Consider the following 25225-nt stretch of genomic DNA (forward strand, 5'->3'; position numbering starts at 1 on the left):
CGAATCCCTCCTTTCCCCTGATGCGGTTATACCATAGCGGGGCGTTTTTGCGGCCAGCCGGTTGCCTGATGCCAGCGCTGCGCGATCTGCAGAAGATGAGCGTCGCTGCCAGGATGCCCGATCAGTTGTACGCCCATCGGCAGACCCTGCGGGCCGAACCCGCAGGGCACGGCCACAGCCGGCAGGCCGATCAGCGAGGCCGGCACCACCACCTGCATCCAGCGGTGATAGGTGTCCATTGTCACACCGGCGATCTCTGCGGGATATTCCAGATCCGCATCAAAGGGCCAGAGCTGTGCCGAGGGTAACACCAGAACATCAAACCGTTCAAAAAGCGCCATAGCGCAGCGGTACCAGTCGGACCGGATCATATGCGCGTCCCAGACCGCTTCGGCCGACAGCGCCCGGCCCCTGGCAATTTCCCAAAGCATCGCGTCCTTCAGATGCGCGCGCCGGGCCGGATCATCAAAATCCGCGCGCCGTCGCATGGCGTGAGAGTGCGCGCGCAGCTGCTCCCAGCTTTGCCAGAGCGCATCAGAACTGAACGGGGGAGCGATGTCCTCAATATCCCAGCCGAGCCCCGACATATCCTCCAGTGCGGCAGCGCAGAAACCAGATATCCCCGCCTCAAAGGCGAGCGCACCGCCCCAGTCACCCAGCCATCCGAGCCTCGGGGTGCCCGTCAGCCGGTCAATCTGAGGCAGCACCGCTGTGTGCGCCCGGCCAAAGGGCACGCGCGGGTCGGGCCCGGCGAGCGTATCGAGCAGTGCGGCCAGATCGGCGGGGCTGCGCGCCATCGGCCCGTCGGTGGACAGATCGTCGGTAAAAGCCTGACCGCCCGGCTCATCCGGCACCAGACCCCAGGTGGGCCGCAGACCGTAAACGTTATTCCAGGCCGCCGGGTTGCGGAGCGAGCCCATCATGTCCGAGCCGTCGGCCAGACAAACCATTCCCGTGGCCAGGGCCGCCGCCGCACCGCCCGACGACCCTCCGGCCGATTTTGTAAGATCATAGGGGTTTCGGGTCGTACCATGCACCGGATTGAATGTATGGCTGCCGAGGCCAAACTCGGGCGTGTTGGTTTTGCCGATGACGATCGCGCCGGCGGCGCGCATGCGCTCTACAATCAGATCATTCGTCTGCGCGATTTCTCCGGCAAAAAGCGGGGATCCTTTTGACGTGGGCAGCCCCGCGACATTGACGAGATCTTTGATCGCGAGGGGAATGCCGTGCAGCCAGCCTTTTGGCGCTCCCGCGTCAGCCGCGCGCGCCTCGGCCAGCAGCGCGCCTTCCTCCCGCAGTGACACGATCGCGTTCACCGCACCGTTCACTTCAGCCACCCGGCACAGCGTCGCCCGCATCACCTCTTCGGCGCTCATCTCCCGACGCGCAATAGCAGCACTGAGATCAAGCGCGTCCCGGCCGCAGATCACCGGGCTGCCCCGCGCGCGGCCGGCAAAGTGCCTTCCGGCGTGACAAACTCCGGCAGAACAGCACCGCGAGGTGACCGGGGATTTCCCCCTGTCACAGTCAGTCGCCCTGGGCTTCGGCCCGCGATTTGCCCGACACATCCAGCGCCAGGGTCGCGGCCATGAAGCCATCGAGATCCCCGTCGAGAACACCCTTGGTGTCTGAGGTCTCAAAGTTGGTGCGCAGGTCTTTGACCATCTGATAGGGCTGCAGAACATACGACCGGATCTGGTTGCCCCAACCTGCATCGCCCTTGTTTTCATGCGCTTCGTTGATCGCGGCGTTGCGCCGGTCGAGTTCGAGCTGATAAAGCCGCGATTTCAGCGCTTTCATCGCGATGTCGCGGTTCTGGTGCTGTGATTTCTCAGAGCTGGTGACCACGATGCCGGTCGGTGCGTGGGTGATCCGCACCGCCGAATCGGTGGTGTTCACGTGCTGACCGCCTGCACCTGACGACCGGTAGGTATCGATGCGGATATCCGACGGGCTCACCTCAATTTCGATGTTGTCATCCACAACCGGGTAGACCCAGACCGAGCTGAAGGATGTGTGCCGTTTGGCGGCGCTGTCAAAGGGTGAGATACGCACCAGCCGGTGCACGCCGCTTTCCGATTTCAGCCAGCCATAGGCGTTCATGCCGCTTATCTTATAGGTCGCAGATTTGATGCCGGCCTCTTCGCCGTCACTCATCGCCTGCAGCTCGACCTTATAGCCCTTTTTCTCGGCCCAGCGGACATACATCCGGGCCAGCATCGAGGCCCAGTCGCAGCTTTCGGTGCCGCCGGCGCCGGCATTAACTTCGAGGAAGGTGTCATTGCTGTCCGCCTCGCCGTTCAGCAGCGCTTCGAGCTCTTTCTGCGCGGCTTTGCGGGCCAGCGATTTCAGAGCAGCTTCGGCATCTGAGATAACCTCTTCGTCCTCTTCCATCTCACCAAGCTCAATCAGCTCGCTGTTGTCTGCAAGATCCTGCCGGATGGTCTCATAGGTTTCCATCGCGTCCACGAGCATCTGCCGGTCGCGCATCAGTTTCTGCGCGGCTTCCGGGTCGTCCCAGAGGTTCGGGTCCTCAACGCGGGCGTTAAATTCCTCAAGCCGGTGCGGTGCCGTTTCAATATCCATCCGCTGCGCCAGAAGGTTCAGGGATTTCTTGATCTGTTCGACAGTATTCTGTGCGTCTGCGCGCATGGGTGAGCCTCGGCTGGATATGGTCAGGATGTGATAGACCAGCGCCTGCGCAGCAGCAAGCGCCGGGGCGGGCAGATGTCAGTAGAGCCCGCCGGAACTGATGGTGCCAAAGCCCGCGTTGGGGCCCACCGTTACCGTGTCGCCGGTTGATGTGGTCACCTGCTGTCCCTGCTGGCTTTGCCCGACCTCTTCAAAGAGCGGCAGATCTGCCCCCATGGCAAAGCCGCCGTCATACATCAGACCAAATATCGGCTCTTCGCCGGAGCGGAAATACTCCGCCACAACCGCTTCGCCGGATGCTTCATCCCCAAGACGGGCACCGGTGAAACGGTCGATCTTGATGAACCGGCCACCCGGCGGGATCTCGAACGGGCCACCGCCATATTTTTTGGTCGCTTCCTGCATGAAACGCTGGAACACAGGGCCGCACATGCCACCGCCTGACGCGCCGCGTCCCAGCCCGCGCGGCTGGTCATATCCGATATAGCACCCGGCCACGATATTGCTGGTGAAACCAACAAACCACACGTCCTTCGCGTCGTTCGTCGTGCCGGTTTTACCCGCCGTTGGCACCGGCAGGTTCACGGTGCGCGATGCCGTGCCACGCTCCACCACGCCGCGCATCATCGAGGTCAGCTGATAGGCTGTGATCGGGTCCATGACGCGTTCGCGGTTTGAGACGATTTTCGGTGCCACGCCGGGACGCAGACCGGTTTCCGCACAATCCCCGCAATAGCGGTCATCGTGCCGGTAGATGGTTTTGCCATAACGGTCCTGGACGCGGTCCACCAGGGTCGGCTGCACCCGCTCGCCGCCGTTTGCGAACATCGCATAGGCTGCAACCATCCGGTAGAGCGTGGTCTCTTCGGACCCCAGTGCGTTGGCCAGGAAAGTACCCATATTGTCGTAAACGCCAAACCGTTCGGCATAGCGCGCGACCACGTCCATACCAACTTCCTGGGCCAGACGGATTGTCATCAGGTTCCGGGACCGTTCGATGCCCGTGCGCAGCGGCGTCGGCCCGTAGAACTCATTAGAGGCATTGCGCGGACGCCACAGGCCCTGGGGCGTGTCAATTTCGATGGGCGCGTCGACAATGATGGTGGCGGGCGTGTACCCGCTGTCGAGTGCGGAGGCATAGACAAACGGCTTAAAGCTCGAACCCGGCTGCCGGCGCGCCTGGGTCGCACGGTTGAAGACGCTCGACTGATAGGAAAATCCGCCCTGCATCGCAATCACGCGGCCGGTGTTCACATCCATTGCCACGAAACCACCCTGCACTTCAGGCACCTGGCGCAGCGACCAGCGTACGAAACTGCCGTCCTCATCGGAGGTGATCGCGCGCACATGCACCACATCGCCCACGTCCAGCAGATCACTTACGGCATCAGCTTTGGGCCCGGTTTTGCCGTCCCTGCTCCGTTTGCGGGCCCAGGTCACGTCGCGTGCAGCGACAAAGTGGCCTTCTGCATCGTCTTCGACATTCTCAATGCCGATCCGTGCGTTGCCGCCGCCAAGCGACAGGACAACCGCCGGGTACCACGGGCCATCAAGCTCAATGTCCCGTGCAATTTTCGCGGCACTCAGCGCCGCGCGCCAGGCCTCTTCGGAGCCGAGCTCTTCGGGGGCAATCTTTACCCGGGCTTCGCGGAAAATGCCCTGCTTGCGGTCGTAGGCCTCAAGCTCGCGGCGCAGCGATTCCGCGGCAATCGGCTGCATTTCCTGATCAATGGTGGCGCGCACGGTCAGACCGCCTGTAAAAAACTCACCTTCGCCGAAATCTTCGCTGAGCTGCCGGCGGATTTCGTCGGTAAAGTAATCGCGGGGCGGCAGGATCTCTTTGAAGCTCTCAAAGTCACCGTTCTGCACAGAGCGCAGCGGGGCGTTGCGTTCCTGCTCATAGGCGGCGGTGGTGATGTATCCGTTCTCCATCATCTCTTTGAGAACGAAGTTTCGCCGGGCCAGCAGACGTTCTTTCTGGCGCACAGGGTGATAATCACTCGGCGCCTTGGGCAGCGAGGCGAGGAAAGCCGCCTCATGCGGTTCCAGATCGATCAGCGGTTTATTGAAATAGGTCTGTGCGGCTGCGGCCACACCATAGGAGTTCTGACCGAGGAAAATCTCATTGAGATAGAGCTCAAGAATCTTCTCTTTGCTCAGGGTTTCTTCGAGGCGTGCCGCCAGGATGATCTCTTTGATTTTACGTTCCGCGCGCCGGTCGCCCGACAGCAGGAAGTTTTTCATCACCTGCTGGGTGATCGTCGACGCTCCTCGCACATCCTGGCCGCGCGAGCGCACAGCATCAATGGCCGCTGCACCGATACCGCGCAGATCATATCCGTCGTGTTCGTAAAAGTTTTTGTCCTCGGCCGAAATAAACGCCTGTTTCACCAGATCCGGGATGGTTTCCGCCGGGGCAAAGAGCCGCCGCTCGGTCGCGAACTCATCGATGATCTGGCCCTGGCCGGAATAAATCCGGCTGATCGTCGGTGGCGAATACTGCGCCAGCGACTCGTGGCTTGGCAGGTCACGGCCATATACCCAGAAAACCGCACCCACCGTCAGCGCTACCATGCCGATGGCCATGGTGATTGTGGTGAAGATGCCGCCAAGAAATGACAGAATAAACCGGAACAAGAGGGTCGCCTTTTTTGTGCACTGCTGGAGTGCATCAACATATAAGCACTGGCTGCGCAATGGTCAAAGCGATGCGCCGGCGCGCGCAGAATTGTTACTGGCGCAAATGGGCCCGGCGGGCGAGATCCTGCGCACGCCACTCCAGCAGGCTCCCTGCAAGGGCGGCGACCATCTGCGCGCGCCATTCCGGGCGGCGCAGATTTTCCAGATCCCGAGCGCTGGACAGAAACCCCACTTCGATAAGAACCGACGGGATGTCGGCGGATTTCAGCACAGAGAAGCCTGCGCGGCGCAGGGGCCGGTTGTTCATCGGACCACCCGCACGGGTCATGCCGCGGATCAGCAGCCCGGCCAGTGCATCGGTGCGCGGCTCGGTTTCCTGACGTGCCAGATCAAGCAGAATGCCGGCTACCTGATCGTCAGAACCCGTCAGATCCGCGCCGGCGATGATATCCGCCCGGTTGTGGCGCGCTGCGAGCTGGCCCGACGCCTTGTCGCTGGCCTCCTCTGACAGCACATAAACCGTTGCCCCATGTGCCCCCCCCTGCTCGAGTGCGTCAGCGTGCAGCGACAAAAAAACATCCGCCCGGGCCTGGTGAGCCCGCGCCACGCGCGCGCTGAGCGAGACAAAGACGTCGCGGTCGCGTGTCAGCGCCACCCTGACGCCTGCGGCACTCAGCACCTCGCGCAGCTCAAACGCAAACTCCAGCATCAGCTCTTTTTCCGTCACTCCGCCGCGTTCGGCGCCCGGATCGATGCCGCCGTGACCCGGATCAATCGCCACCACGAAACGGTCATCCATCTTTGGCGCGACGGATGATGCCACATCCTCGCGCGGCCACAGTGCGGTATCGGGCACGCCTGCTGCTGCGGCAAACTCTTCCGCAGGCGTCGGGTGAAATGTCATCTGCAGCATGGCGCGACCGGTATCGGGATCGATCGTCATGCCGATGTCACGCGGCAAAGCCGTTTCTGTAAGGGATGCAACGAGGCGCGACCAGCCCGGCTGATAGACGCCGACCCTGATCTCCTGCAAAAGATCGGTGCCTTTCTGCAGGTCGTCGGCGCGCACACCTGTCCAGTCCGTTTCACGGAAATCAATCACCAGACGCGCGGGGTTATCCAGCGTGAACACGCGATACGGCACCCCGCGGCTCAGCGATACCTGAAAACCCGTCCGGCCAAACCAGCCCGGCGCACTGCCGCTTTGCTGCACATCAATGCGGGCCTCGTCTGTGCTCTGCTCTGCGCCGGCCGAAAACGCCGTCACGCATGCCACGAGGGCGGCTGCCACAACCTGTCGGATCATCTGCTCATCTGCCTGCTTTTTGCGGCAGCTTACCGCAAGCTGCGCTGTCGGGGAATCCCCCAATCAGCGGTTTTGCATAAAGGCTTTCAGCCGCTCAAGACCTTCGGCGATGTCGCTGGCGGAGCGCGCATACGAAAACCGCAGCGTGCCGTGCCCGCGTACCGGATCAAAATCGAGGCCCGGCGTTACCGCCACCCCCGCTTTTTCAAGTATTTCAGCGGCAAAGGTGCGGCTGTCATCGGTCAGATCCGTGACGTCGGCATAGACATAGAAAGCGCCGTCGGGCGGTGCGATGCGGGTAAAGCCGGCCGCCGGCAGCCCGGCGAGCATCAGCGCGCGGTTCTCGCGATAAACGCGCAGGTTTTCGTCAAGCTCTGCAGTTTCATCCATTGCCGCAAGAGCGGCGATCTGGCTGGCGTGCGGTGCACAGATAAACATGTTCTGGGCGATGCGCTCGATCACGCGCACATGGTCTTCCGGCACCACCATCCAGCCGATCCGCCAGCCGGTCATGCTGAAATACTTGGAGAATGAATTGATGACATAGGCCTCATCGGTGATTTCGAGAACCGAGACGGCTTTGGCCTCATATTCGATGCCATGATAAATCTCATCCGAGATGAAGGCGGCATTCTGTTCTGCGGTCGCCCCGGTCAGCGCCTGCATGGCTGTGCGGTCCAGCATGGTTCCGGTGGGATTGGCCGGCGAGGCAACCATCAGGCCGGCAAGATCAAGCCCTGCGATATCCGCCGCCACAGGTTGCAGGCGGTTTTCCGGCGCGGTCTGCAGGTCAACCGGCGTAAGATCAAGGGCGCTGAGAATCTGGCGGTAACTGGGATAACCGGGTGCCCCGATGCCCACGCGGTCCCCGGTGTCAAAAAGGGCAGTGAAAGCGAGCAGAAACCCGCCTGAGGAACCGGGCGTGATCACCACGCGGTCAGGACTGAGATCGACGTTGTACCATTCGCCGTAAAGCTGAGCGATCCGCGCGCGCAGCGCCGGCAGACCGAGGGCCACAGTATATCCCAGCGGCCCGTCGGTCATGGCCCGTGTCAGAGCGTCGGTCGCGGCACGCGGCGCGCCGGTCCCGGGCTGACCTACTTCCATGTGGATAATGTGACGGCCGGCGGCCTCGGCCCGGCGCGCGGCCTCCATCACATCCATCACAATGAAGGGATCAACCGATGAACGCCTTGAAACCCGCATGTTTTTCACTCCTTACTGCGCTCATGACCTTTCAACGTGTATTCCGGCGCGCGTCAATACCGCTGCTCGCGCTGTGGCTTATGGCGGCTCCTGCGCTGGCGCAGGGGTTACTGCGCGATTCGGATTTGGAATACGGGCTGAAACAGCTGGCGGCGCCGATCCTGTCGGCTGCGGGGCTGAGCCCGTCCCGGGTGAAAATCCTCGTGGTCAATGACAACTCGCTGAATGCCTTCGTGATCAGTAATGACGCAATTTTTCTGCACTACGGGTTGATCAACCGGATGGAAACGGCCGCCATGCTGCAGGGCGTGATCGCGCATGAAGCAGCCCATATTGCCAATGGCCACCTGACGCGCAGGATGGGTAATCTCTCCAGCGCGCGCACGGCCTCGGGTATTGGTCTGGCGCTGGCAGCTGTCGCTGCGGCCACCGGAAACGGGGCAGCAGCCAGTGGCCTTGCTCTGGGCACGCAAAGTGCCGCGATGGGACGTTTTTTCCGCCATACCCGTGCCGAGGAAGCCTCGGCTGATCAGTCCGGCGTCCGGTTCATGAAAACCGCAGGCGTGTCGCCTGTTGGCATGATGGATGTGCTGGAAATCTTCCGTGGCCAGGAAGTTCTCGCGGAAACCCGGCAGGATCCTTACCTGCGCAGCCACCCGCTGTCGCGAGACAGGCTGCGTGCCGTTGAAGGTTATGTCGCAGCCTACGGTGATACCGGCGCGCCTGACCAGACGGCGGCCTACTGGTTTTCGCGCGTGCGCGGCAAACTCAGCGCTTACACACGGGCGCCCAAATGGACACTGCGCCGGCTGGGCGAAACCCCTTATCAGGATGTAAGGCTGTTGCGCGAAGCCGTGGCCGAGCATCGGCAGTCACGTACGAAACAGGCGTTGCGCGCGATTGATGCGGCCATCGCGATGCGGCCCACCGACCCTTTCCTGCATGATCAGCGCGCACAGATCCTCTTTGAGACGCGCAGTTTTCCGGCAGCCGCTGCGGCCTGGCGCCGCGCCGTGGAACTTGCACCGAATGATGCCCTGATTTTGTCTGGATATGGCCGTGCTCTGCTAGTACAGGACGATATCGCCGGGGCAAAACGCGCGCTTGAGAGAGCGCGCACAATAGATTTTCGCGATGGCTCGATGCTGCGTGACCTGTCTGTGGCCTATGCGCGCTCAGGTCAGAACGGTATGGCGTCGCTGGTGACGGCTGAGCGCTATGCGCTGCGCGGCCGTATGGAAGATGCCGGCATTCATGCCCGACGGGCGTCGGGGTTGCTGGATAAAGGATCAGGCCCCTGGCAAAGGGCCCAGGATATTGTGATTGCGGCAGAACGTGCCGCCAAACGGAGATGATTGTGATGCTGAAGAAAATGATACTGCCGGGACTGCTGGCCGTGACCCTCGCTGCACCGGTTGCCGCCTTTGACATCGGTGCGATGTCGGATGAGGAACGCGCGGAATTCGGCGCTCAGGTGCGCACGTACCTGCTGGAAAACCCGCAGGTGATTATGGAAGCTGTAAACGCCCTCGAAGAGCAGCGCGCCGCAGCCCAGGCAGAGGCTGATCTGTCGCTCGTTTCCGATAACGCGGATGCGCTCTTTAACGACGGGTTCTCCTGGGTTGGCGGCAATCCGGACGGCGACATCACCGTGGTCGAGTTCATGGATTATCGCTGCGGCTTTTGTAAACGCGCGGTAAATGAGGTGGAAACACTGCTGAAAAACGACGGCAATATCCGGTTCATCGTCAAGGAATTCCCTATCCTCGGGGAGGAATCCGTGCTGGCGTCACGTTTCGCCATGGCAACCAAGGATGTTGCGGGCGACGAGGCCTACAAATCGATCCATGATGCGCTGATGGCCTATGGAGGACCGGTGGATATCGCCAGCCTGCGCCGCGTCGCCGAGCCTTTTGATCTTGATCTGGATGCTATCGAGGCGCGCATGGGCTCTGAAGAGATATCGGAAAAAATCCGCGCCAATCGCGCACTGGCGCAGCGTCTTCAGATCGGTGGCACGCCCACATTCGTGATGGGCGACCAGCTGGTGCGCGGCTTTGTCGAATACGATCAGATGCAGATGCTGGTGGATGATCTGCGCGGCTGACCGCACGCGAAAACCTGGCGCGGACTATTCAGCCGCGTCCGCCACAGCCGCCGCGTCCAGTTCGGCGGCTTTTTTCTCGACCTGCTCGACGATGTGCTCAACCATCTGATCGTTGCTGAGCTTGTGGCTCTGCTTACCGGCGAGATAGACCATCCCTGCCCCGTTGCCACCTCCCGTAAAGCCCACGTCCGTCATCAGCGCCTCGCCGGGGCCGTTTACGACGCAACCGATGATGCTGAGGCTCATCGGTGTCCTGATATGCTCCAGTCGCTGTTCGAGCTTTTCAACCGTTCTGATCACATCAAAACCCTGGCGCGCACAGCTGGGACAACTGATGATGTTCACACCCCGGTGTCGCAGCCCGAGCGATTTCAGGATTTCATAGCCGACCTTCACCTCTTCGACCGGATCGGCGGAAAGGCTGACACGAATCGTGTCGCCAATCCCCATCCACAGCAGATTTCCAAGACCGATGGCCGATTTGATCGTGCCGGAGGTGAGCCCGCCGGCCTCGGTGATGCCCAGATGGATCGGCGCATCGGTCGCCTCAGCCAATTGCTGATAAGCCGCGGCGGCCATAAAGACATCAGAGGCTTTGCAGCTGATCTTGAACTCATGAAAGTCGTTATCCTGCAGGATTTTGATGTGATCGAGACCGCTTTCGACCATCGCGTCCGGACAGGGTTCGCCGTATTTCTCCAGCAGATGCTTCTCCAGACTGCCCGCATTGACGCCGATCCGGATGGAGCAGTTGTGATCCCGCGCCGCTTTGATCACTTCGCGCACGCGTTTTTCGTCGCCGATGTTGCCCGGGTTGATCCGCAGGCAGGCCGCACCGGCCTCGGCGGCCTCGATCCCGCGCTTATAGTGGAAGTGAATGTCCGCGACGATCGGGACTGACACTTCGGGCACGATTTCACGCAAGGCTTTTGATGAGGCCTCATCCGGGACCGATACCCGAACGATATCAGCGCCGGCATCGGTGGCGGCCTGAATCTGTGCGATGGTCGCTTTAACGTCCGTGGTCAGTGTGTTCGTCATGGTCTGCACCGTGATCGCAGCATCACCGCCAACAGGAACACTACCAACCATGATCTGACGCGATTTGCGCCGGTAGATATTGCGCCATGGACGGACGTGATTGAGCGACATCTGACGCACCTCGGAACATTTCATCTGTCACGCAAAATAGACAGTCGCGCAGAAGGCCGCAATGGCCCCTGGCCGTTTCCTATCAGTTTATTGGTTTTCGGAAGCGACAGATGTCTGCAGTTCTACGACAGTTGTCGCAAGTGCTTCGTCAGATGTAAGATCTGCGATGCTGTAGGACGATTTGAGCGATTCCACGTCAAGCGCAAGGTTGGAGGTGATCACGCCGGTCTGCCCGACGGGGCCGTAATATTCACCGCTGAGCGCAAAATAGATCGCACCGCTCTCGCCGGTGCGCAGGGTCGGAGGCTCTTCTCCGACGGGCGCGTCCCAGGTGTCACCCGGTTCCATGATTGTCTCGAAGATGACAGTGCCGTCGGCCGCGCGCACGCGCACCCATGAGGGCCGCACTGCAACCATGCGCAGAGCCGGTCCCGGCTCTTCGGAAACTTTCGGAACCGGCAACTCTGACGGAGTTGCTTCGGGAAATGCCGCGATGCTTGATGCAATGGCCTCGTCAAAGGAGCTGTAGGCACGTGCAGCAGCGGGGGGCGGGTTTTCGGGTGGCGTGAAATTACCGATGGTTCGCGGGTCGATGGTGGAGATCGGAGCATCGCGTGCTACCAGAACCGGCACATCCAGCGCCTGGGGCCGGTACAGACGCTCAAGTGCTGCGGCGGTATCTGTGCTGCCCGGCAGATCTCCGGAAAACGTCGTCTCAGGCGCGCCGGACAGTATGCCGTCGAGCGGGTCGAGATCCGAGAGCACGACGGGTGTCTGATCGACAGGTGCGACCTGAACCTTCTGCACTTCCTGAAGCACGGTCCAGCCGCCGTAGCCAATGCCGGAAATCAGTGCCAGCAGAACAACCACAGAACCCACGGCTCCGGGTTCAATGCGTGACCAGATGCTGTCGCCTGTCGGCACAAAGGGCGTTCCGGGCCGGCTGAACATATCGGCCTCACGCGCGGCACGCGATGGTGTTGATTTGCCGGTCTTGCGCACAACGGAGGCCTCAGCAGACATCCCGTGCGCGACGGAGAAGCCGCTCTCCTCACAAAAGGTATCAAAGGCCTGATCGGGGTTCATGCCCAGATACCGCGCATATGACCGCACGTAGCCGGCAATAAAGCCGGGCGTGTCAAAAGCATCGGGGTCACAGTTTTCGATGGCGGCGATATAAGAGGCTTTGATGCGCAGTTCACGCTGCACATCGAGCAGGGATTTGCCCATGGTGGCGCGTTCGCCGCGCATGACATCACCCAGACGCAATTCAAAATCATCGAACGCTTTACGTTCGACTTTTTCTTCCACACTCTTTGAGTGCTTGCGCCCGATCATATGTCTGCCCTGTCTTCCCCGTGTCTGCCTGACCGCCCTGAGTCGGATTGAAATCGTCCCAACGATTCGTATCCGGCTTCTTGTTTAAGTCAGGTTAACACAAGACAATTCCAATTACATCAGGGCCTTGCTTAGCCTGCCTGTTCGGCACGATTTAGCGCACAATGTGACCAAAGTCCGTCCATTGCCCGCACCAGAGCATCCATTTCTCCGGGTCCGTGTACCGGAGAGGGCGTAAAACGCAAGCGCTCAGTGCCGCGTGGCACCGTCGGGAAGTTAATCGGCTGCACGTAAATGCCATGATCATCAAGCAGCATGTCGCTGAGCAGCTTGGTATGCACCGGATTACCCACCATCACGGGCACGATATGGCTCCCGTTATCGATAATCGGCAGGCCAAGGCTCTTTAGACGCAACTTCAGGATGCGGGCCTGGGTCTGGTGCGCCTCGCGCAACTCCGGCGAGCGCTTCAGAAAGGCGACAGAAGCCGCAGCACCGGCCGCAACAGCGGGCGGCAGTGACGTAGTGAAGATGAAGCCCGGCGCATAAGACCTTATGGCGTCACACATTTTCGCCGACGCGGCGATATATCCGCCCATGACACCATAGGCTTTGGCGAGTGTGCCGTTAATGATATCGAGCCGATGCATCAGACGGTCGCGCTCGGCCACACCGGCGCCGCGCGGGCCGTACATCCCGACCGCATGCACCTCATCAATATAGGTCAGCGCGCCGAACTCGTCCGCGAGATCACAGAGCGCCTCAATCGGCCCGAAATCACCGTCCATAGAGTAGATCGATTCGAAGGCAATCAGCTTCGGTGCGGCAGGATCATCAGCCTCCAGCAGTTCACGCAGATGGGCCACATCGTTGTGCCGGAAGATGCGCTTTGCGCCACCGTTTCGCCGCACTCCTTCGATCATTGATGCATGATTAAGCGCATCGGAATAAATAATCAGGCCCGGAAATAATTTGGGCAGCGTCGAGAGCGTTGCGTCATTGGCGATATAGGCTGAGGTAAAAAGGAGCGACGCTTCTTTGCCGTGCAGATCGGCCAGTTCAGCCTCCAGACGCTTATGATACACTGTGGTGCCGGAGATATTACGGGTGCCACCCGAGCCTGCGCCGGTGGCCTCAAGCGCTTCATGCATGGCTTCAAGCACGACAGGGTGCTGGCCCATGCCCAGATAGTCATTGCCACACCAGACGGTAATGTTCTGCCTGCTGCCATCGGGTCGGGTGCGGACAGCATGCGGGAACTGCCCGTTACTGCGTTCAATATCGATAAAGGTCCGGTACCGGCCCTCATCATGCAGACGCGCAATCGCCTGATCCAACTGATCGTTATAATCCACCCGGGCAGTCTCCTTGATCCTGTGCGCAGCTTTCGCACCGGCCGTTAGCATTTAGTTACAGGTCAGAACGCTGTTGATCAACATCTCTAGACGGCGCAGCTTGTCGCAGCTTTGATTGAGATCAAAGCCCACGGCCCGACCGGGCCCCTCACTGGACACCCGTTGCCACGCTGATACGGTGCGAAAACCGCCATTAAAAGGATTTTTCCCATGTCTTCGGATGCTGTTCTGTCCCGTATCGATGCCGACCTTCCGCAGGCCCTTGAGCGGCTCAAAGCGCTGCTGCGCATCCCGTCCATCTCGACCGATCCGGCCTATAAGGCGGATTGCGACGCTGCTGCTGACTGGCTTGTCCGGGATCTGCAAAGCATGGGGATTGAAGCCGTAAAGCGCCCGACGCCCGGGCATCCGATGGTTGTGGCCCATGTGGACGGGCCAGGTCCGCACCTGCTGTTTTACGGTCATTACGACGTTCAACCTGTTGATCCGATTGAACTCTGGCACAACGACCCTTTCGATCCGCAGATCGAAGATACACCCAAAGGCCGGGTGATCCGTGGCCGCGGAACGGCAGATGACAAGGGCCAGCTGATGACTTTCGTCGAAGCCTGTCGAGCCTGGATTGCGGTTCACGGCAGCCTGCCCTGCAAAATGACGTTCTTTTTCGAGGGCGAAGAAGAAAGCGGCTCGCCCTCTCTGGTTCCGTTCATGAAAGAGAACGCAGAAGAGCTGCGGGCCGACCTGGCGCTGATCTGTGACACAGGCCTCTTTGAATCCCGGGTGCCTGGCATTGAGGTGATGCTGCGCGGCATGCTGCAGGAAGAGATCACCATCACAGGCCCGGACATCGATCTGCACTCAGGGCTGTTCGGCGGCGCCGCGATCAACCCGATCCGGGTGCTGAGCCGCTGTATTGCCGCGCTGCATGACGACACAGGCCGTATCACCATCCCCGGATTTTACGACGGTGTGCCCGAACTCAGCGACGAGGTGCGTGCACAGTGGCAGGCGCTTGACTTTGATCATGCGGCGTTTCTGGGAGATGTCGGGCTGTCGCATCCTGCCGGCGAACAGGACCGCACTCCGCTGGAGATGCTCTGGGCCCGCCCGACCTGCGAAGTGAACGGCATCACCGGCGGCTATACCGGCGAAGGGTTCAAGACGGTCCTGCCGTCCAGAGCATCGTGCAAAATCAGCTTCCGGCTTGTCGGCACGCAGGATCCGCTGGCAATCCGACAAAACCTGATTGCGATGATCGAGGGCATGCTGCCCCCGGACTGCAGCGTCAGCTTTGTCAATCATGGTGCGAGCCCCGCGTTTCAGATCAGGCAAACCGACGCCCGGTTCGATACCGCCCTTGCCGCTCTGACCGAGGAATGGGGCGTTCCTGCCGCCTATACCGGCAGCGGCGGTTCCATCCCGATCGCAGGTTACTTTCAGGACCTGCTGGACACACCGCCGATGCTTATCGGTTTCGGCAAAGACGATGACGGGCTGCATTCACCGAACGAAAAATATGACGTCGAAAGCTTTCACAAGGGTATGCGCAGCTGGGCACGCATCCTTGCTGCCTTCACCTCATGACCGGGCATATCAAAGGATTTGAGACCCGCAGCATCCTGTGCGGCCAGACTGAAATCTGCGTCGCTACGGGCGGCAGGACCGGGCCCCCTGTCCTTCTGTTGCACGGCTTTCCTCAGACCCATGCGATGTGGCATCAGGTGGCGCCCGCGCTGGCTGCGGATTATAAGGTGGTCGCGCCTGATCTGCGCGGGTATGGCGCCAGCGGCAAGCCGGGCGGAACAGAGCCTTACAGCTTTCGGCACATGGCGGCGGATCAGGTTGCTCTGATGGACGCCCTGGGGCACGGGCAGTTTCACGTCGTCGGACATGACCGTGGCGGGCGGGTAGCGCACCGGCTGGCGCTTGATGCACCTGAGCGGGTCGCGAGCCTGACGGTGATGGATATCGTGCCCACGCACCTGCTACTTAATCAGCTGACGCGCGAAGTGGCTACAGCCTATTATCACTGGTTTTTCCTGGCGCAGCCGGCACCTTTTCCCGAAACTCTCATCGGCCATGACCCGGATGCCTATTTCGAGAGCTGTCTTCTGGGCTGGGGTGCCGCACAGCTGAGTGATTTCAATCCGGGCGCGCTCGCCGCATACCGGCACGCCTGGCGCAACCCGGAAACCATCCGCAGCATGTGTGCTGACTACCGTGCTGCCCTGCAGGTGGATTTTGACCTCGATGCGGCCGATCTCGACCGGCGGGTCACCTGCCCTTCCCTTGTGCTCTTCGGGGCGCAGGGCGCGATGGCGCAGGCTTATGATGTGGCGGCAACCTGGGCAGACCGGCTGTCGGATTTGAGCGCGCAACCGGTTCCGGGCGGACACTTTTTCATCGATCAGAACCCCGCAGAAACCCTCGCAGCACTCAGACCTTTTCTCTCACGCGTCGGTTGAATCGCCCGGACACGGTACGAAATGCGGGCAGAACGGGCCTGAAATGTGATATTTCCCCTGTTACACAACAAAAGGAACAGGGACAGATGTTTGCACGTATAACACATTACAAGATGAAACCGGGGTCCGTGGACGTGGCGAAATCCATGCTGGATCAGATGAAGCCAAAGATCATGGCGCTGCCCGGAATGGTCCGTTTTATCAATACAATGAACGAGGATGGCAGCGGCTGCGTAATTTCTCTGGTGGACAGCCGCGAGACCTCGGAGGGCAATGCCGACAAGGTCGCGGCACTGTGGTCCGCATTTACAGAGCACCTTGAGGCGGCGCCCGAAGCGCACGGTTTTGACGTGATCGCTGACTGGTCCTGACCTGGTTCCCAAACCGGAAACAAAAAAGGCCTCCGCTTGCGCGAGGCCTTTTTAAGCAGCGGTGGCGCGGTTGACGGGGCTCGAACCCGCGACCCCCGGCGTGACAGGCCGGTACTCTAACCAACTGAGCTACAACCGCCCACTGCAGCGCCACTCCCGCGGCGCGTCCCGTTCTACTATTGTGCAGTCTGCGGCGCGTCAAGCGGCCTTTGGTACAAAATCAGAAAATTCCCTGAAATCCTGCCGACGCGCGGATCCGGCCGGTCGTTATTCCGGCAGGGGAATGAATTCCTGATCGTCGCCGGGCGGCAGCTGAAAGCGTCCATGGGCCCAGTCCCCCGCCCGCCACGCCTCTTTCGCAGCATCAATCCGGTCTTTTGAAGAGGCCACGAAATTCCACCAGATATGACGTGGCCCGTTCAGAGTAGCCCCACCCAGCAACATCAGCCGCGCCCCCTGATTGCCGGCGCGCAGAGAAATGCGGTCGCCTGGCCGGAACACCATCATCTGTCCGGCCTCAAAGGTGTCGCCCGAGACTGTGACCTGCCCGCCTGTCACATAGACACCCCGATCTTCGTGATTGTCAGGCAGCGGAATGGACACACCCGCTTCCAGTACGGCATCGGCATAGAACATCTCGGAAAAGGTCTTTACCGGCGCAGTTTCACCCCAGGCCGAACCGAGGATCAGCCGGACTGTTTTGCCCTCCCCCTCCAGTTCCGGAAGATCATCCCTTCCCGCATGCTGGAAATCCGCCGGGTTATCTTCGGCCTCTTCCGGCAGGGCCACCCAGGTCTGGATGCCAAAAAGATCATGCGGGCGTTTGCGGATCTCTCCGTCTGTGCGCTCCGAATGGGTGATGCCGTGGCCCGCGACCATCCAGTTCACGGCACCGGGGTTGATCCACTGATCGGTGCCGAGACTGTCACGGTGGTGTATCCGGCCTTTGTAAAGATAGGTGACAGTGGCCAGACCGATGTGGGGATGCGGACGCACGTCGATGCCTTTGCCGGTGACGAATTCCGCGGGGCCCATCTGGTCGAAAAAGATGAAAGGGCCCACCATCTGGCGCTTGGGTGCGGGAAGCGCGCGGCGCACCTCAAAACCTCCCAGATCGCGCGCGCGCGGCACGATGACGGTTTCGATGGCGTCCACTGCATCACCGGTGGGACAGTCGGGATCAAGGGCGGGGTTCCAGCTCACGGGCGGTTCTCCTGAATAACTTCAGGATTAAGATAACAGGATAAAGGTGTGCGGCAACACCGCAAAGCCTTACCGTTCGCGGAGCATCTGTGCGCTGATGTCGGATAGCGCGTCGTCAGCGCGGCGGCGCGCGGCCATGTCGAGGCGCGCGGCCATCAGGATGATTTCGGAGACCTCTTCGGCATTCTGCGCCACGGCCATCTCATAGGCTGCATACTCCAGAAAGTGCGAGGCAATCAGCATCGCGAGCGGCGCCCGTTCAGACCCGGGCAGCCGATTGAGTGCCCTGAGTGATGCCTGAAGGTCAATTATACTGTTGTCACACTTCGCCTCTGGTTGTGCCATATTGTGCCTGTCTCTGCTCCGGATCTGCCTCGCTGCAGATATCTGCGGCCATCTGATCGCCTGTTCGCACATTTCACTGCGCGCGAACGGCGGCCGTTTTGCGCCGGTACCGGTTGAGAATTCCGGGTCTGAACCGTCAGCGCGGCATGCTCCGCGTCAGGCAGACGGTTACCTACTTTAAGGCGCCTGTCAACCCTGAGGAGAGTGATGCTCCGGTTCATACAACAATAGGGGTATCCGGGCGACAGGTCCCCGGGTTCAGCAGCCCCCCTGCCGGACGCCTGTCCGGCGGTTCAAAGGATCATATTGCTGCAACGCTGCCGCCAGATTGATCAGCTCTCCTGTCTCGCGACTTTTAAGCCTCTCGGCGAGTTCAAACGCTCCGTACTCAATCAGAGCCGCCGCAATCCGGATGGCCGCGGCGCCTCGCTCTGCGGATGGCAGTCTGTCAAGATCGTGCATGAGCGCGCTCAGCGTTTTGTCTTCGCTGCTGACCCTGGCCTCCGGCGCGCGTGCGCCCGTCCGATTTCCGCGCATCATTGCGGTACCTTTCCTCTGATCAAAGTCACTGACCGGGCTGACCGTGACACAGCAGCACCTGACTGAAAAGACGCAAACCCCTGCAGGAATGGTTTCTGCAAATTTCCGCGAATGCACGCTTCCTGTATGTCTTTCAGTCAGGGGAAGACTGGTACTAACCTTTGTCAAACCCACGCGATCCGAAAGTGCACAGGGACGCGCTTAACCCGCCAGCTGTCTCCTATGTGCCTGATAGATCATGCAGATTTCATGGTGGGTCGTGAGAGGCTCGAACTCCCGACATCTTCGGTGTAAACGAAGCGCTCTACCAACTGAGCTAACGACCCGATAAAATGCGGTTTAGACAATGTGCGCGCAGGGTTCAAGCCCCTGTTGCATACCGGATTGATTATCCCACAGACCGCAGGTCAGGACCTGCTTTGCGTGCAGGGCTGTGTTGCGGGACTGCCGACCGGTCCGGGGGTTTCCCGGCGCATACAACGGTGATCCGCGCCGCGAAACTTAGTAACCTGCGCCGGCTGACACAACCTCACTCCTGACCCGACGCTGAGGTGTCACCCGGCTCCTCCGGCCTTTTGATGCGCACGGGCTGCGTGGTGCCGTCTTTGGCTTCGCCGAACCAGATGGTCTGTTGCGGGAACGGAATCTCGATGCCACGCGCGTCGAAGATCTCTTTGAGGTGGCCGTTATAAGCGCGCCCGGTGCCCCACTGCTTGCCAGGCACGGTTTTGATACGGGCCCGCAGGACGACGGCGCTGTCGCCGAAGCTGTTGACGCCGAACCATTCAAGCGGCCCCAGAATATCCCGGGCGATTTCCTTGTCCTCAATCAGCAGATCAAAGGCTTCGTGCATGGCTTCTTTGGCCTCCTGCACGTTCTCACGATAAGCAATGCCCATATCGCAGACGAAATATGAAAAACCACGCATGAAATTGGACACCATATCCACCGAGGAAAACGGAATGATGTGGAACACACCATGCACATCGCGCAGGGATACCGACCGGACAGACAGCTTTTCAACCGCACCGGTGATGCCGCCCACAGTGATCACATCGCCGACGTTGATGGCATTTTCGAACTGGATGAAAATACCGGTTATAATGTCCTGGACCATTTTCTGGGCACCGAAACCGATGGCCAGACCAAGCACACCGGCAGATGCCAGCAACGGGCCAATGTCGAGACCGATCTCTGAGAGACAGAACATCGCCGTCAGCACCACCAGTGCGATGGTGGCCGCATTGCGCAGCAGGGTCAGAAGCGTTGTTTCCCGTGCGGTCGGGACGGCCCCGTATTCAGGATTGAGCTTGTAATCCACAAAGGAGGTCAGCGCGAGCCAGAGCATGAAGGCGACCAGGAAAATCAGGCCCACCGAGATGATTTTCGCCGTCACGAAGATCCCCACCTGGCTCTCCATCCAGCCGCGCACATCGGCCAGGCCGATCACGTCGAGGCTGAAAAACAACACCAGAAAGAGGAGCGCGAGGCGCACAAGACCAAAGGCGCGGGGCACAAAGCGGTTGATCCGTGTCTCAAGTAGCGGCAGCTTGGCTGTGAGATCCTCGGGCAGGCTGATACCGCGACCGATGGCGCGGGCCAGCACGCCTGAGAGCAGCGTGGCGAGAATGATAGCAAACACGATCTTTGCCGAGCCCGATATGGCGGCGATCGTGCGCTCTGCGGGTTGTGTCATTACAATCAGGAACATTACCGACAGATAGGCCAGTGCAAACCAGTGCCAGATGCCCGCGACCCCGCGCAGCAAACGCACAAGAAAACCCTGGCGCGTGGTCTTTTCAGGAACGATCCCGAGCTCTTCGGCTTCGACATCCGGCAGGTCATAAGTGCGGGTCCGGCGTTCGAGCCACTGGGCGACCTCGCGCCGGCGCCGCAACACGATATAGACCAGATAGACCAGGACAAACACCGAAAGCATTGCTGAAATTCCATTGCCTGCGGCCATTGAGGCGCTCTGGTTCACGATCGGAACGATCAGAAGCTGGCCATAGCCGAGAACGCTTACAACCATGCTGAGGTACCGGGTCAGCGCCCGTGCGGCCCCGTCACTGAACGGAACAAGACGCAGACCGGGTGCGGCCGGAGAGAGCACGGCGCGGATCACCACGCGCGCGAGCTCCACAATCAGAAAGGCGTTCAGATACATCGACTGCCGGATGCCGATCTGGCCGAACTGACCAACCAGGGTGATGGTGACCAGATACCCCAGAGCCCATGCGAAGATAACAATAAATACATCGGTCAGATTGGATTCCAGAAAAAGAACAACCGAGCGCAGCGGCCCTGAGTTTTCTGCACGTTTGCCCATCCGCGCATAAAGCCGCCGCGCGAACCGCCGCAAAACCAGAAAGGTCGCGACAGTAATCACGATCACAACCAGCAGACCCGGCAGAGCAGACACCAGAATGCTCAGTTCATCGCCCTTCAGCCCGTCAAAAACTGTCCCGCCGGACCGGATAGCGGTCCAGACCGTGCTGACCACACGGGCCCCCTCTTCGCCGGCCTCCTGTGTGATCTGCGCGATCCGGCGCCCGAGCGACTGCGGGGGTTCGGCGCTGGCCGGTTCTTCAGACGCCTGCATCTCTGAAGCCTGCATGGAGCTTTCCAGCTCAGCAATCAGCGCGGCCCGCGCAGCATCGTCTCTGAGCACTTCGAGAAGAGCGTCGAGGGCCTCGGGCGCCGACGTTTCTGCCTGAGCGTCCTCCTGCCCGCCCGCCACACCCGGCACCGCCTGAGCGGTTGCTGTCTGAACACTGCCAAGGATGAAGAAAACAGAAACGATCGCACAGAATGCGCGAAGAAGTGAATTAATGTTCATAACCCTACCTGCCTTAGCCGCTCGGAACCGGCGGCCTTTTTTCGCAGGCGTTTATGAAGGCTTGAAGCGGAAATGGAAAGCCGACTGTGGTTAGCGGTGTTTTTGCGCACTCTGCCACCGGCCCCCTGTGAAAACAGTCAGGAATTCCGGCCCCTTATGCTTTTACGTCTTCGGGCACCACAGTGTTGCGTCTGAGCATGACGGGTTTTTAACGGTCCCCGATCCGCAGTCATTCAGGCGGTAAAACCGGTTTAAAACAATATTTGCGGCGTGCAGGAGCCGCGGCAAGTGGCCGGCCTGATGGTAAAACGGATGCGTATGAATACGAGGTCTGCATCACCCGATCAGCGAAAAAGCTGTCTTTTTTAACATCCAGCGGGGCACAATGGTGGGTGATAAGAGATTTGAACTCCTGACATCTTCGATGTGAACGAAGCGCTCTACCACTGAGCTAATCACCCATGCGCGGCGACATAGCCAATTGCCGGCCGCCCCGCAAGTGGTCAGAGGCAAAATACGCCTCAGTCGCTTACAGGCTCGGGCAGCCCGACCACCACCGGCGCCTTTCGGCGCGCACGGATTACGGTGACCTGTCCATTGGCCGTATCTTTTTGCCGGATAATTTTCAGTCGACCCATTGGCGGCAACACAAGCCCGCGCCCTTCACCTACGGCCATGCCAAGTTCTTCCAGCATCGCCTCAATCACCGGTTTTGCATCGCGTTTCCGTATGCCTGAGCGCAGAACCACCTTTTCGATCAGTTCTTTTTTGCGCAGTTCCGGCGCCACCTTTATGTCGTCTGCGGTGGTTTCGACCGTCGCGACTGCCTTTGGTTTGCTGGTTGTGGTGGGTTTGGTCACTGTTTTGCGCGGTGTGCGCTTTTTTGTCGTTTTGCCTGCGAGTGCCATGATTGCCCTTCCTCTGTCACGGGATCCGGATGAGTCCGACCCGCGGGGTATCTCAAGCTTACAGGGCCTCTCGCGTCCGATCCAGTCCGGTGTAAGAGCCGCGAGCTGTAAAATCCAATAACATAAACTTCTTCAGGTAACACCATATGTATAAACGAAAAAGGGGCGGTCCCTGAGGGCCGCCCCATCGTTTGGGTTCTTGTCGATCAATGCGCTGTGGCAGAATCTCCTGAGCCTGACGACTTGCTCATCGCTGCTGCCGCGGCCTCTTCCTCTGCGGCCTGGTCCCATTCAATGGGTTCCGGTTTGCGCACCAGAGCGTGCTCGAGAACTTCGGACACATGCGAAACCGGGATAATCTCCAGCCCCTCTTTCACGTTGTCCGGGATCTCCGGAAGATCCTTGGCGTTCTCCTGAGGAATGAGAACGGTCGTTATGCCGCCTCTGAGCGCTGCCAGAAGCTTTTCCTTCAGCCCACCGATTGCCAGTGCATTCCCGCGCAGCGTGACCTCGCCCGTCATGGCGATGTCTTTGCGGACGGGAATCTGCGTCAGCACAGAGACAATCGATGTCACCATAGCAAGACCGGCGGAAGGGCCATCCTTGGGCGTGGCCCCTTCGGGCACGTGCACGTGGATGTCGAGCCGGTCGAAGAGCGGTGGTTTGACACCGATCGTCGGGCTGATTGAACGCACATAGCTGGACGCCGCATCGATCGATTCCTTCATCACATCACCAAGCTTACCGGTCGTTTTCATCCGGCCCTTGCCCGGCAGACGCAGCGCCTCAATGCTCAGAAGCTCACCGCCCACGGACGTATAGGCGAGGCCGGTTACGACACCGATCTGGTCTTCCTTTTCTGCAAGACCGTAGCGGAACTTTTTCACGCCAAGGAAATCATCGATGTTGTCGCCGTTGACCGTGACGGTCTCGGCTTCTTTCCGAATGATTTTTGTCAGCGATTTCCGGGCAACCTTGGCGATTTCACGTTCGAGATTCCGCACCCCCGCTTCTCGGGTGTATGTGCGGATCATCTCGGTCAGCGCAGAATCCTCGATGGCGAACTCTTTTGCTTTCAGACCGTGATTTTTGATCTGTTTCGGCACGAGGTGCTGTTTTGCGATTTCGCGTTTTTCGTCCTCCGTATAGCCAGCCAGCGGGATGATCTCCATCCGGTCGAGCAACGGACCCGGCATGTTATAGCTGTTGGATGTGGTCAGGAACATCACGTTCGACAGGTCGTATTCGACCTCAAGATAGTGATCCACAAAGGTGGAGTTCTGTTCCGGATCAAGCACTTCGAGCATGGCGGACGCCGGGTCGCCCCTGAAATCCTGCCCCATTTTGTCAATCTCATCGAGCAGGATCAGCGGGTTGGTGGTCTTTGCCTTTTTCAGCGCCTGGATAATCTTACCCGGCATCGAGCCGATGTACGTCCGGCGGTGGCCGCGGATCTCGGATTCGTCGCGCACGCCGCCGAGGCTGATGCGGATAAATTCACGACCCGTCGCCCGAGCAACCGATTTGCCCAGCGACGTTTTACCGACACCCGGCGGGCCGACAAGGCACATGATCGGACCCTTGAGCTTGCTGGAGCGTTGCTGCACCGCAAGATATTCAACGATCCGTTCCTTAACCTTTTCGAGGCCATAGTGGTCGTCATCGAGGACTTTCTGCGCCCGGCTGAGGTCTTTTTTGGTGCGCGATTTCACTCCCCACGGAATGGCGAGCATCCAGTCGAGATAATTGCGAACCACCGTCGCCTCAGCAGACATCGGGCTCATGTTGCGAAGCTTTTTCAGCTCCGCATCAGCTTTCTCACGGGCTTCCTTGCTGAGCTTTGTCTCTGCAATTCTGGCTTCGAGTTCGGCAACTTCGTTTTTGCCGTCCTCACCATCGCCCAGCTCCTGCTGGATCGCCTTCATCTGTTCGTTCAGATAGTACTCACGCTGGGTGCGCTCCATCTGGCTTTTGACGCGGGTTTTGATCTTTTTCTCGACCTGCAACACAGACATCTCGCCCTGCATCAGACCGTAGACCTTTTCAAGACGTTCCGACACGCTCAGCGTTTCCAGCAGATCCTGTTTCTGGTGCACTTCAATGCCAAGGTGGCCGGCAACGAGGTCTGCCAGTTTGGCCGGCTCGGTGGAGTCACCGACGGCTGCAAGTGCCTCTTCAGGCACGTTTTTCTTAACTTTGGCGTAGCGATCAAACTCATCCGCCACCGTGCGCAGGAGCGCCTCGGTCGTGGCAAGATCGCCTGGCATCTCAGTGAGATACTCCGCACGCGCCTCAAAAAAGCTTTCATTTTCAAGGTATTCAGTGATGCGCACACGCGCCTGGCCCTCGACCAGCACCTTGACGGTTCCGTCGGGCAGCTTGAGAAGCTGCAGCACATTGGCCAGCACACCGGCTTTGTAGATGCCGTCGCTGTCGGGATCATCGACGCCGGGGTCAATCTGGCTCGACAGGAGGATCTGTTTGTCGTCCGCCATCACCTCTTCGAGGGCGCGGACCGATTTTTCGCGCCCGACGAAGAGCGGCACGATCATATGCGGGAAAACCACAATGTCGCGCAGCGGCAGGACGGGATAGGAGGCGTTAAGCGGCTCTTGCATGCTCTTTCCTTATTCTTGGCAAGACGGCACCGGCCCCGCATCTGCAGCAGCCACGACCATCTCCGGTTCAGGAAGTCTAAGGTGGGGCGTGCCCGACCTGAAATCAACCTTGCCTGTGTTATTAGCTGCGCTCAGCATGGCCAGAGGCAGGCGGAAGCACAAGCATACAAATGCCGT

Annotated in this window: 19 protein-coding genes and 3 tRNA genes; 5 read left to right on the top strand and 17 right to left on the bottom strand. The window is 59.9% G+C overall.

The window, feature by feature from the left end:
* Positions 1-26: 26 nt before the first annotated feature.
* From G3256_RS09750 to G3256_RS09770, 5 genes are all read right to left on the bottom strand, one after another.
* The gene (locus tag G3256_RS09750) at positions 27-1433 is read right to left on the bottom strand and encodes an amidase (RefSeq protein ID WP_281359581.1); all 1407 of its coding nucleotides are present in this window, start codon (positions 1431-1433) and stop codon (positions 27-29) included.
* A 97-nt stretch (positions 1434-1530) separates the two neighbouring features.
* Positions 1531-2655: a peptide chain release factor 2 gene (gene prfB / locus G3256_RS09755; RefSeq protein WP_169640636.1), complete on the bottom strand. Its 1125-nt coding sequence runs from the start codon at positions 2653-2655 to the stop codon at positions 1531-1533.
* A 78-nt stretch (positions 2656-2733) separates the two neighbouring features.
* Entirely contained in the window at positions 2734-5292 is a 2559-nt protein-coding gene (locus tag G3256_RS09760) for a penicillin-binding protein 1A (protein WP_169640637.1), read from the bottom strand.
* Positions 5293-5386: 94 nt separating this feature from the next.
* Positions 5387-6601: an N-acetylmuramoyl-L-alanine amidase gene (locus tag G3256_RS09765; protein WP_169640638.1), complete on the bottom strand. Its 1215-nt coding sequence runs from the start codon at positions 6599-6601 to the stop codon at positions 5387-5389.
* A 63-nt stretch (positions 6602-6664) separates the two neighbouring features.
* A complete protein-coding gene (locus tag G3256_RS09770; protein ID WP_169640639.1) occupies positions 6665-7807 on the bottom strand; it encodes a pyridoxal phosphate-dependent aminotransferase in 1143 nt (380 codons plus the stop codon).
* Positions 7808-7830: 23 nt separating this feature from the next.
* On the opposite strand from G3256_RS09770, the gene G3256_RS09775 reads away from it, so the two are divergent.
* Together G3256_RS09775 and G3256_RS09780 are read left to right on the top strand one after the other, a co-directional pair.
* Positions 7831-9162 carry a M48 family metalloprotease gene (locus G3256_RS09775; protein WP_169640640.1) on the top strand — a complete coding sequence of 444 codons (1332 nt, stop codon included), beginning with the start codon at positions 7831-7833 and terminating at the stop codon, positions 9160-9162.
* A 5-nt stretch (positions 9163-9167) separates the two neighbouring features.
* Complete coding sequence (locus G3256_RS09780; protein WP_169642396.1) at positions 9168-9914, top strand: DsbA family protein; 747 nt, start codon at positions 9168-9170, stop codon at positions 9912-9914.
* Between the two features lie 24 nt (positions 9915-9938).
* On the opposite strand, the gene ispG is transcribed toward G3256_RS09780, so the two are convergent.
* From ispG to hemA, 3 genes are all read right to left on the bottom strand, one after another.
* Entirely contained in the window at positions 9939-11066 is a 1128-nt protein-coding gene (gene ispG / locus G3256_RS09785; RefSeq protein ID WP_169640641.1) for a flavodoxin-dependent (E)-4-hydroxy-3-methylbut-2-enyl-diphosphate synthase, read from the bottom strand.
* 87 nt (positions 11067-11153) lie between these two features.
* Positions 11154-12404, bottom strand: a complete 1251-nt coding sequence (locus G3256_RS09790) for a helix-turn-helix domain-containing protein (protein ID WP_169640642.1) — start codon at positions 12402-12404, stop codon at positions 11154-11156.
* Positions 12405-12535: 131 nt separating this feature from the next.
* Positions 12536-13759, bottom strand: a complete 1224-nt coding sequence (gene hemA / locus G3256_RS09795) for a 5-aminolevulinate synthase (RefSeq protein WP_169640643.1) — start codon at positions 13757-13759, stop codon at positions 12536-12538.
* A gap of 210 nt (positions 13760-13969) precedes the next feature.
* Here hemA and G3256_RS09800 point away from each other — a divergent pair, with 210 nt between their 5' ends.
* The 3 genes from G3256_RS09800 (at position 13970) to G3256_RS09810 (ending at position 16595) form a co-directional block, all read left to right on the top strand.
* Positions 13970-15343: a M20/M25/M40 family metallo-hydrolase gene (locus tag G3256_RS09800; RefSeq protein WP_169640644.1), complete on the top strand. Its 1374-nt coding sequence runs from the start codon at positions 13970-13972 to the stop codon at positions 15341-15343.
* On the top strand, positions 15340-16224 hold the full coding sequence (locus G3256_RS09805; protein ID WP_169640645.1) for an alpha/beta fold hydrolase: 885 nt from the start codon (positions 15340-15342) through the stop codon (positions 16222-16224). Before G3256_RS09800 ends, G3256_RS09805 begins: the two co-directional genes overlap by 4 nt.
* A gap of 86 nt (positions 16225-16310) precedes the next feature.
* Positions 16311-16595 carry a hypothetical protein gene (locus G3256_RS09810; protein WP_169640646.1) on the top strand — a complete coding sequence of 95 codons (285 nt, stop codon included), beginning with the start codon at positions 16311-16313 and terminating at the stop codon, positions 16593-16595.
* A 62-nt stretch (positions 16596-16657) separates the two neighbouring features.
* On the opposite strand, the gene G3256_RS09815 is transcribed toward G3256_RS09810, so the two are convergent.
* From G3256_RS09815 to lon, 9 genes are all read right to left on the bottom strand, one after another.
* Positions 16658-16734 (bottom strand) — tRNA-Asp (locus G3256_RS09815).
* A gap of 128 nt (positions 16735-16862) precedes the next feature.
* The gene (locus G3256_RS09820) at positions 16863-17798 is read right to left on the bottom strand and encodes a pirin family protein (RefSeq protein WP_169640647.1); all 936 of its coding nucleotides are present in this window, start codon (positions 17796-17798) and stop codon (positions 16863-16865) included.
* A 69-nt stretch (positions 17799-17867) separates the two neighbouring features.
* Positions 17868-18143, bottom strand: coding sequence for a hypothetical protein (locus tag G3256_RS19155; RefSeq protein ID WP_206040725.1), 276 nt, complete (start codon positions 18141-18143; stop codon positions 17868-17870).
* 258 nt (positions 18144-18401) lie between these two features.
* Positions 18402-18683 carry a hypothetical protein gene (locus tag G3256_RS09830; protein ID WP_169640649.1) on the bottom strand — a complete coding sequence of 94 codons (282 nt, stop codon included), beginning with the start codon at positions 18681-18683 and terminating at the stop codon, positions 18402-18404.
* 250 nt (positions 18684-18933) lie between these two features.
* Positions 18934-19009, bottom strand: a tRNA-Val gene (locus G3256_RS09835).
* A gap of 203 nt (positions 19010-19212) precedes the next feature.
* Positions 19213-21522, bottom strand: a complete 2310-nt coding sequence (locus G3256_RS09840; protein WP_169640650.1) for a mechanosensitive ion channel domain-containing protein — start codon at positions 21520-21522, stop codon at positions 19213-19215.
* 386 nt (positions 21523-21908) lie between these two features.
* A tRNA-Val gene (locus G3256_RS09845) sits at positions 21909-21983 on the bottom strand.
* A gap of 60 nt (positions 21984-22043) precedes the next feature.
* Positions 22044-22430 carry an HU family DNA-binding protein gene (locus G3256_RS09850; protein WP_169640651.1) on the bottom strand — a complete coding sequence of 129 codons (387 nt, stop codon included), beginning with the start codon at positions 22428-22430 and terminating at the stop codon, positions 22044-22046.
* A gap of 206 nt (positions 22431-22636) precedes the next feature.
* Positions 22637-25048 (bottom strand): endopeptidase La, encoded by a 2412-nt coding sequence (lon, locus tag G3256_RS09855; RefSeq protein WP_169640652.1) that lies wholly within the window; start codon positions 25046-25048, stop codon positions 22637-22639.
* Positions 25049-25225: the final 177 nt, after the last annotated feature.

The organism is Roseobacter ponti (assembly GCF_012932215.1).
Taxonomy (GTDB): domain Bacteria; phylum Pseudomonadota; class Alphaproteobacteria; order Rhodobacterales; family Rhodobacteraceae; genus Roseobacter; species Roseobacter ponti.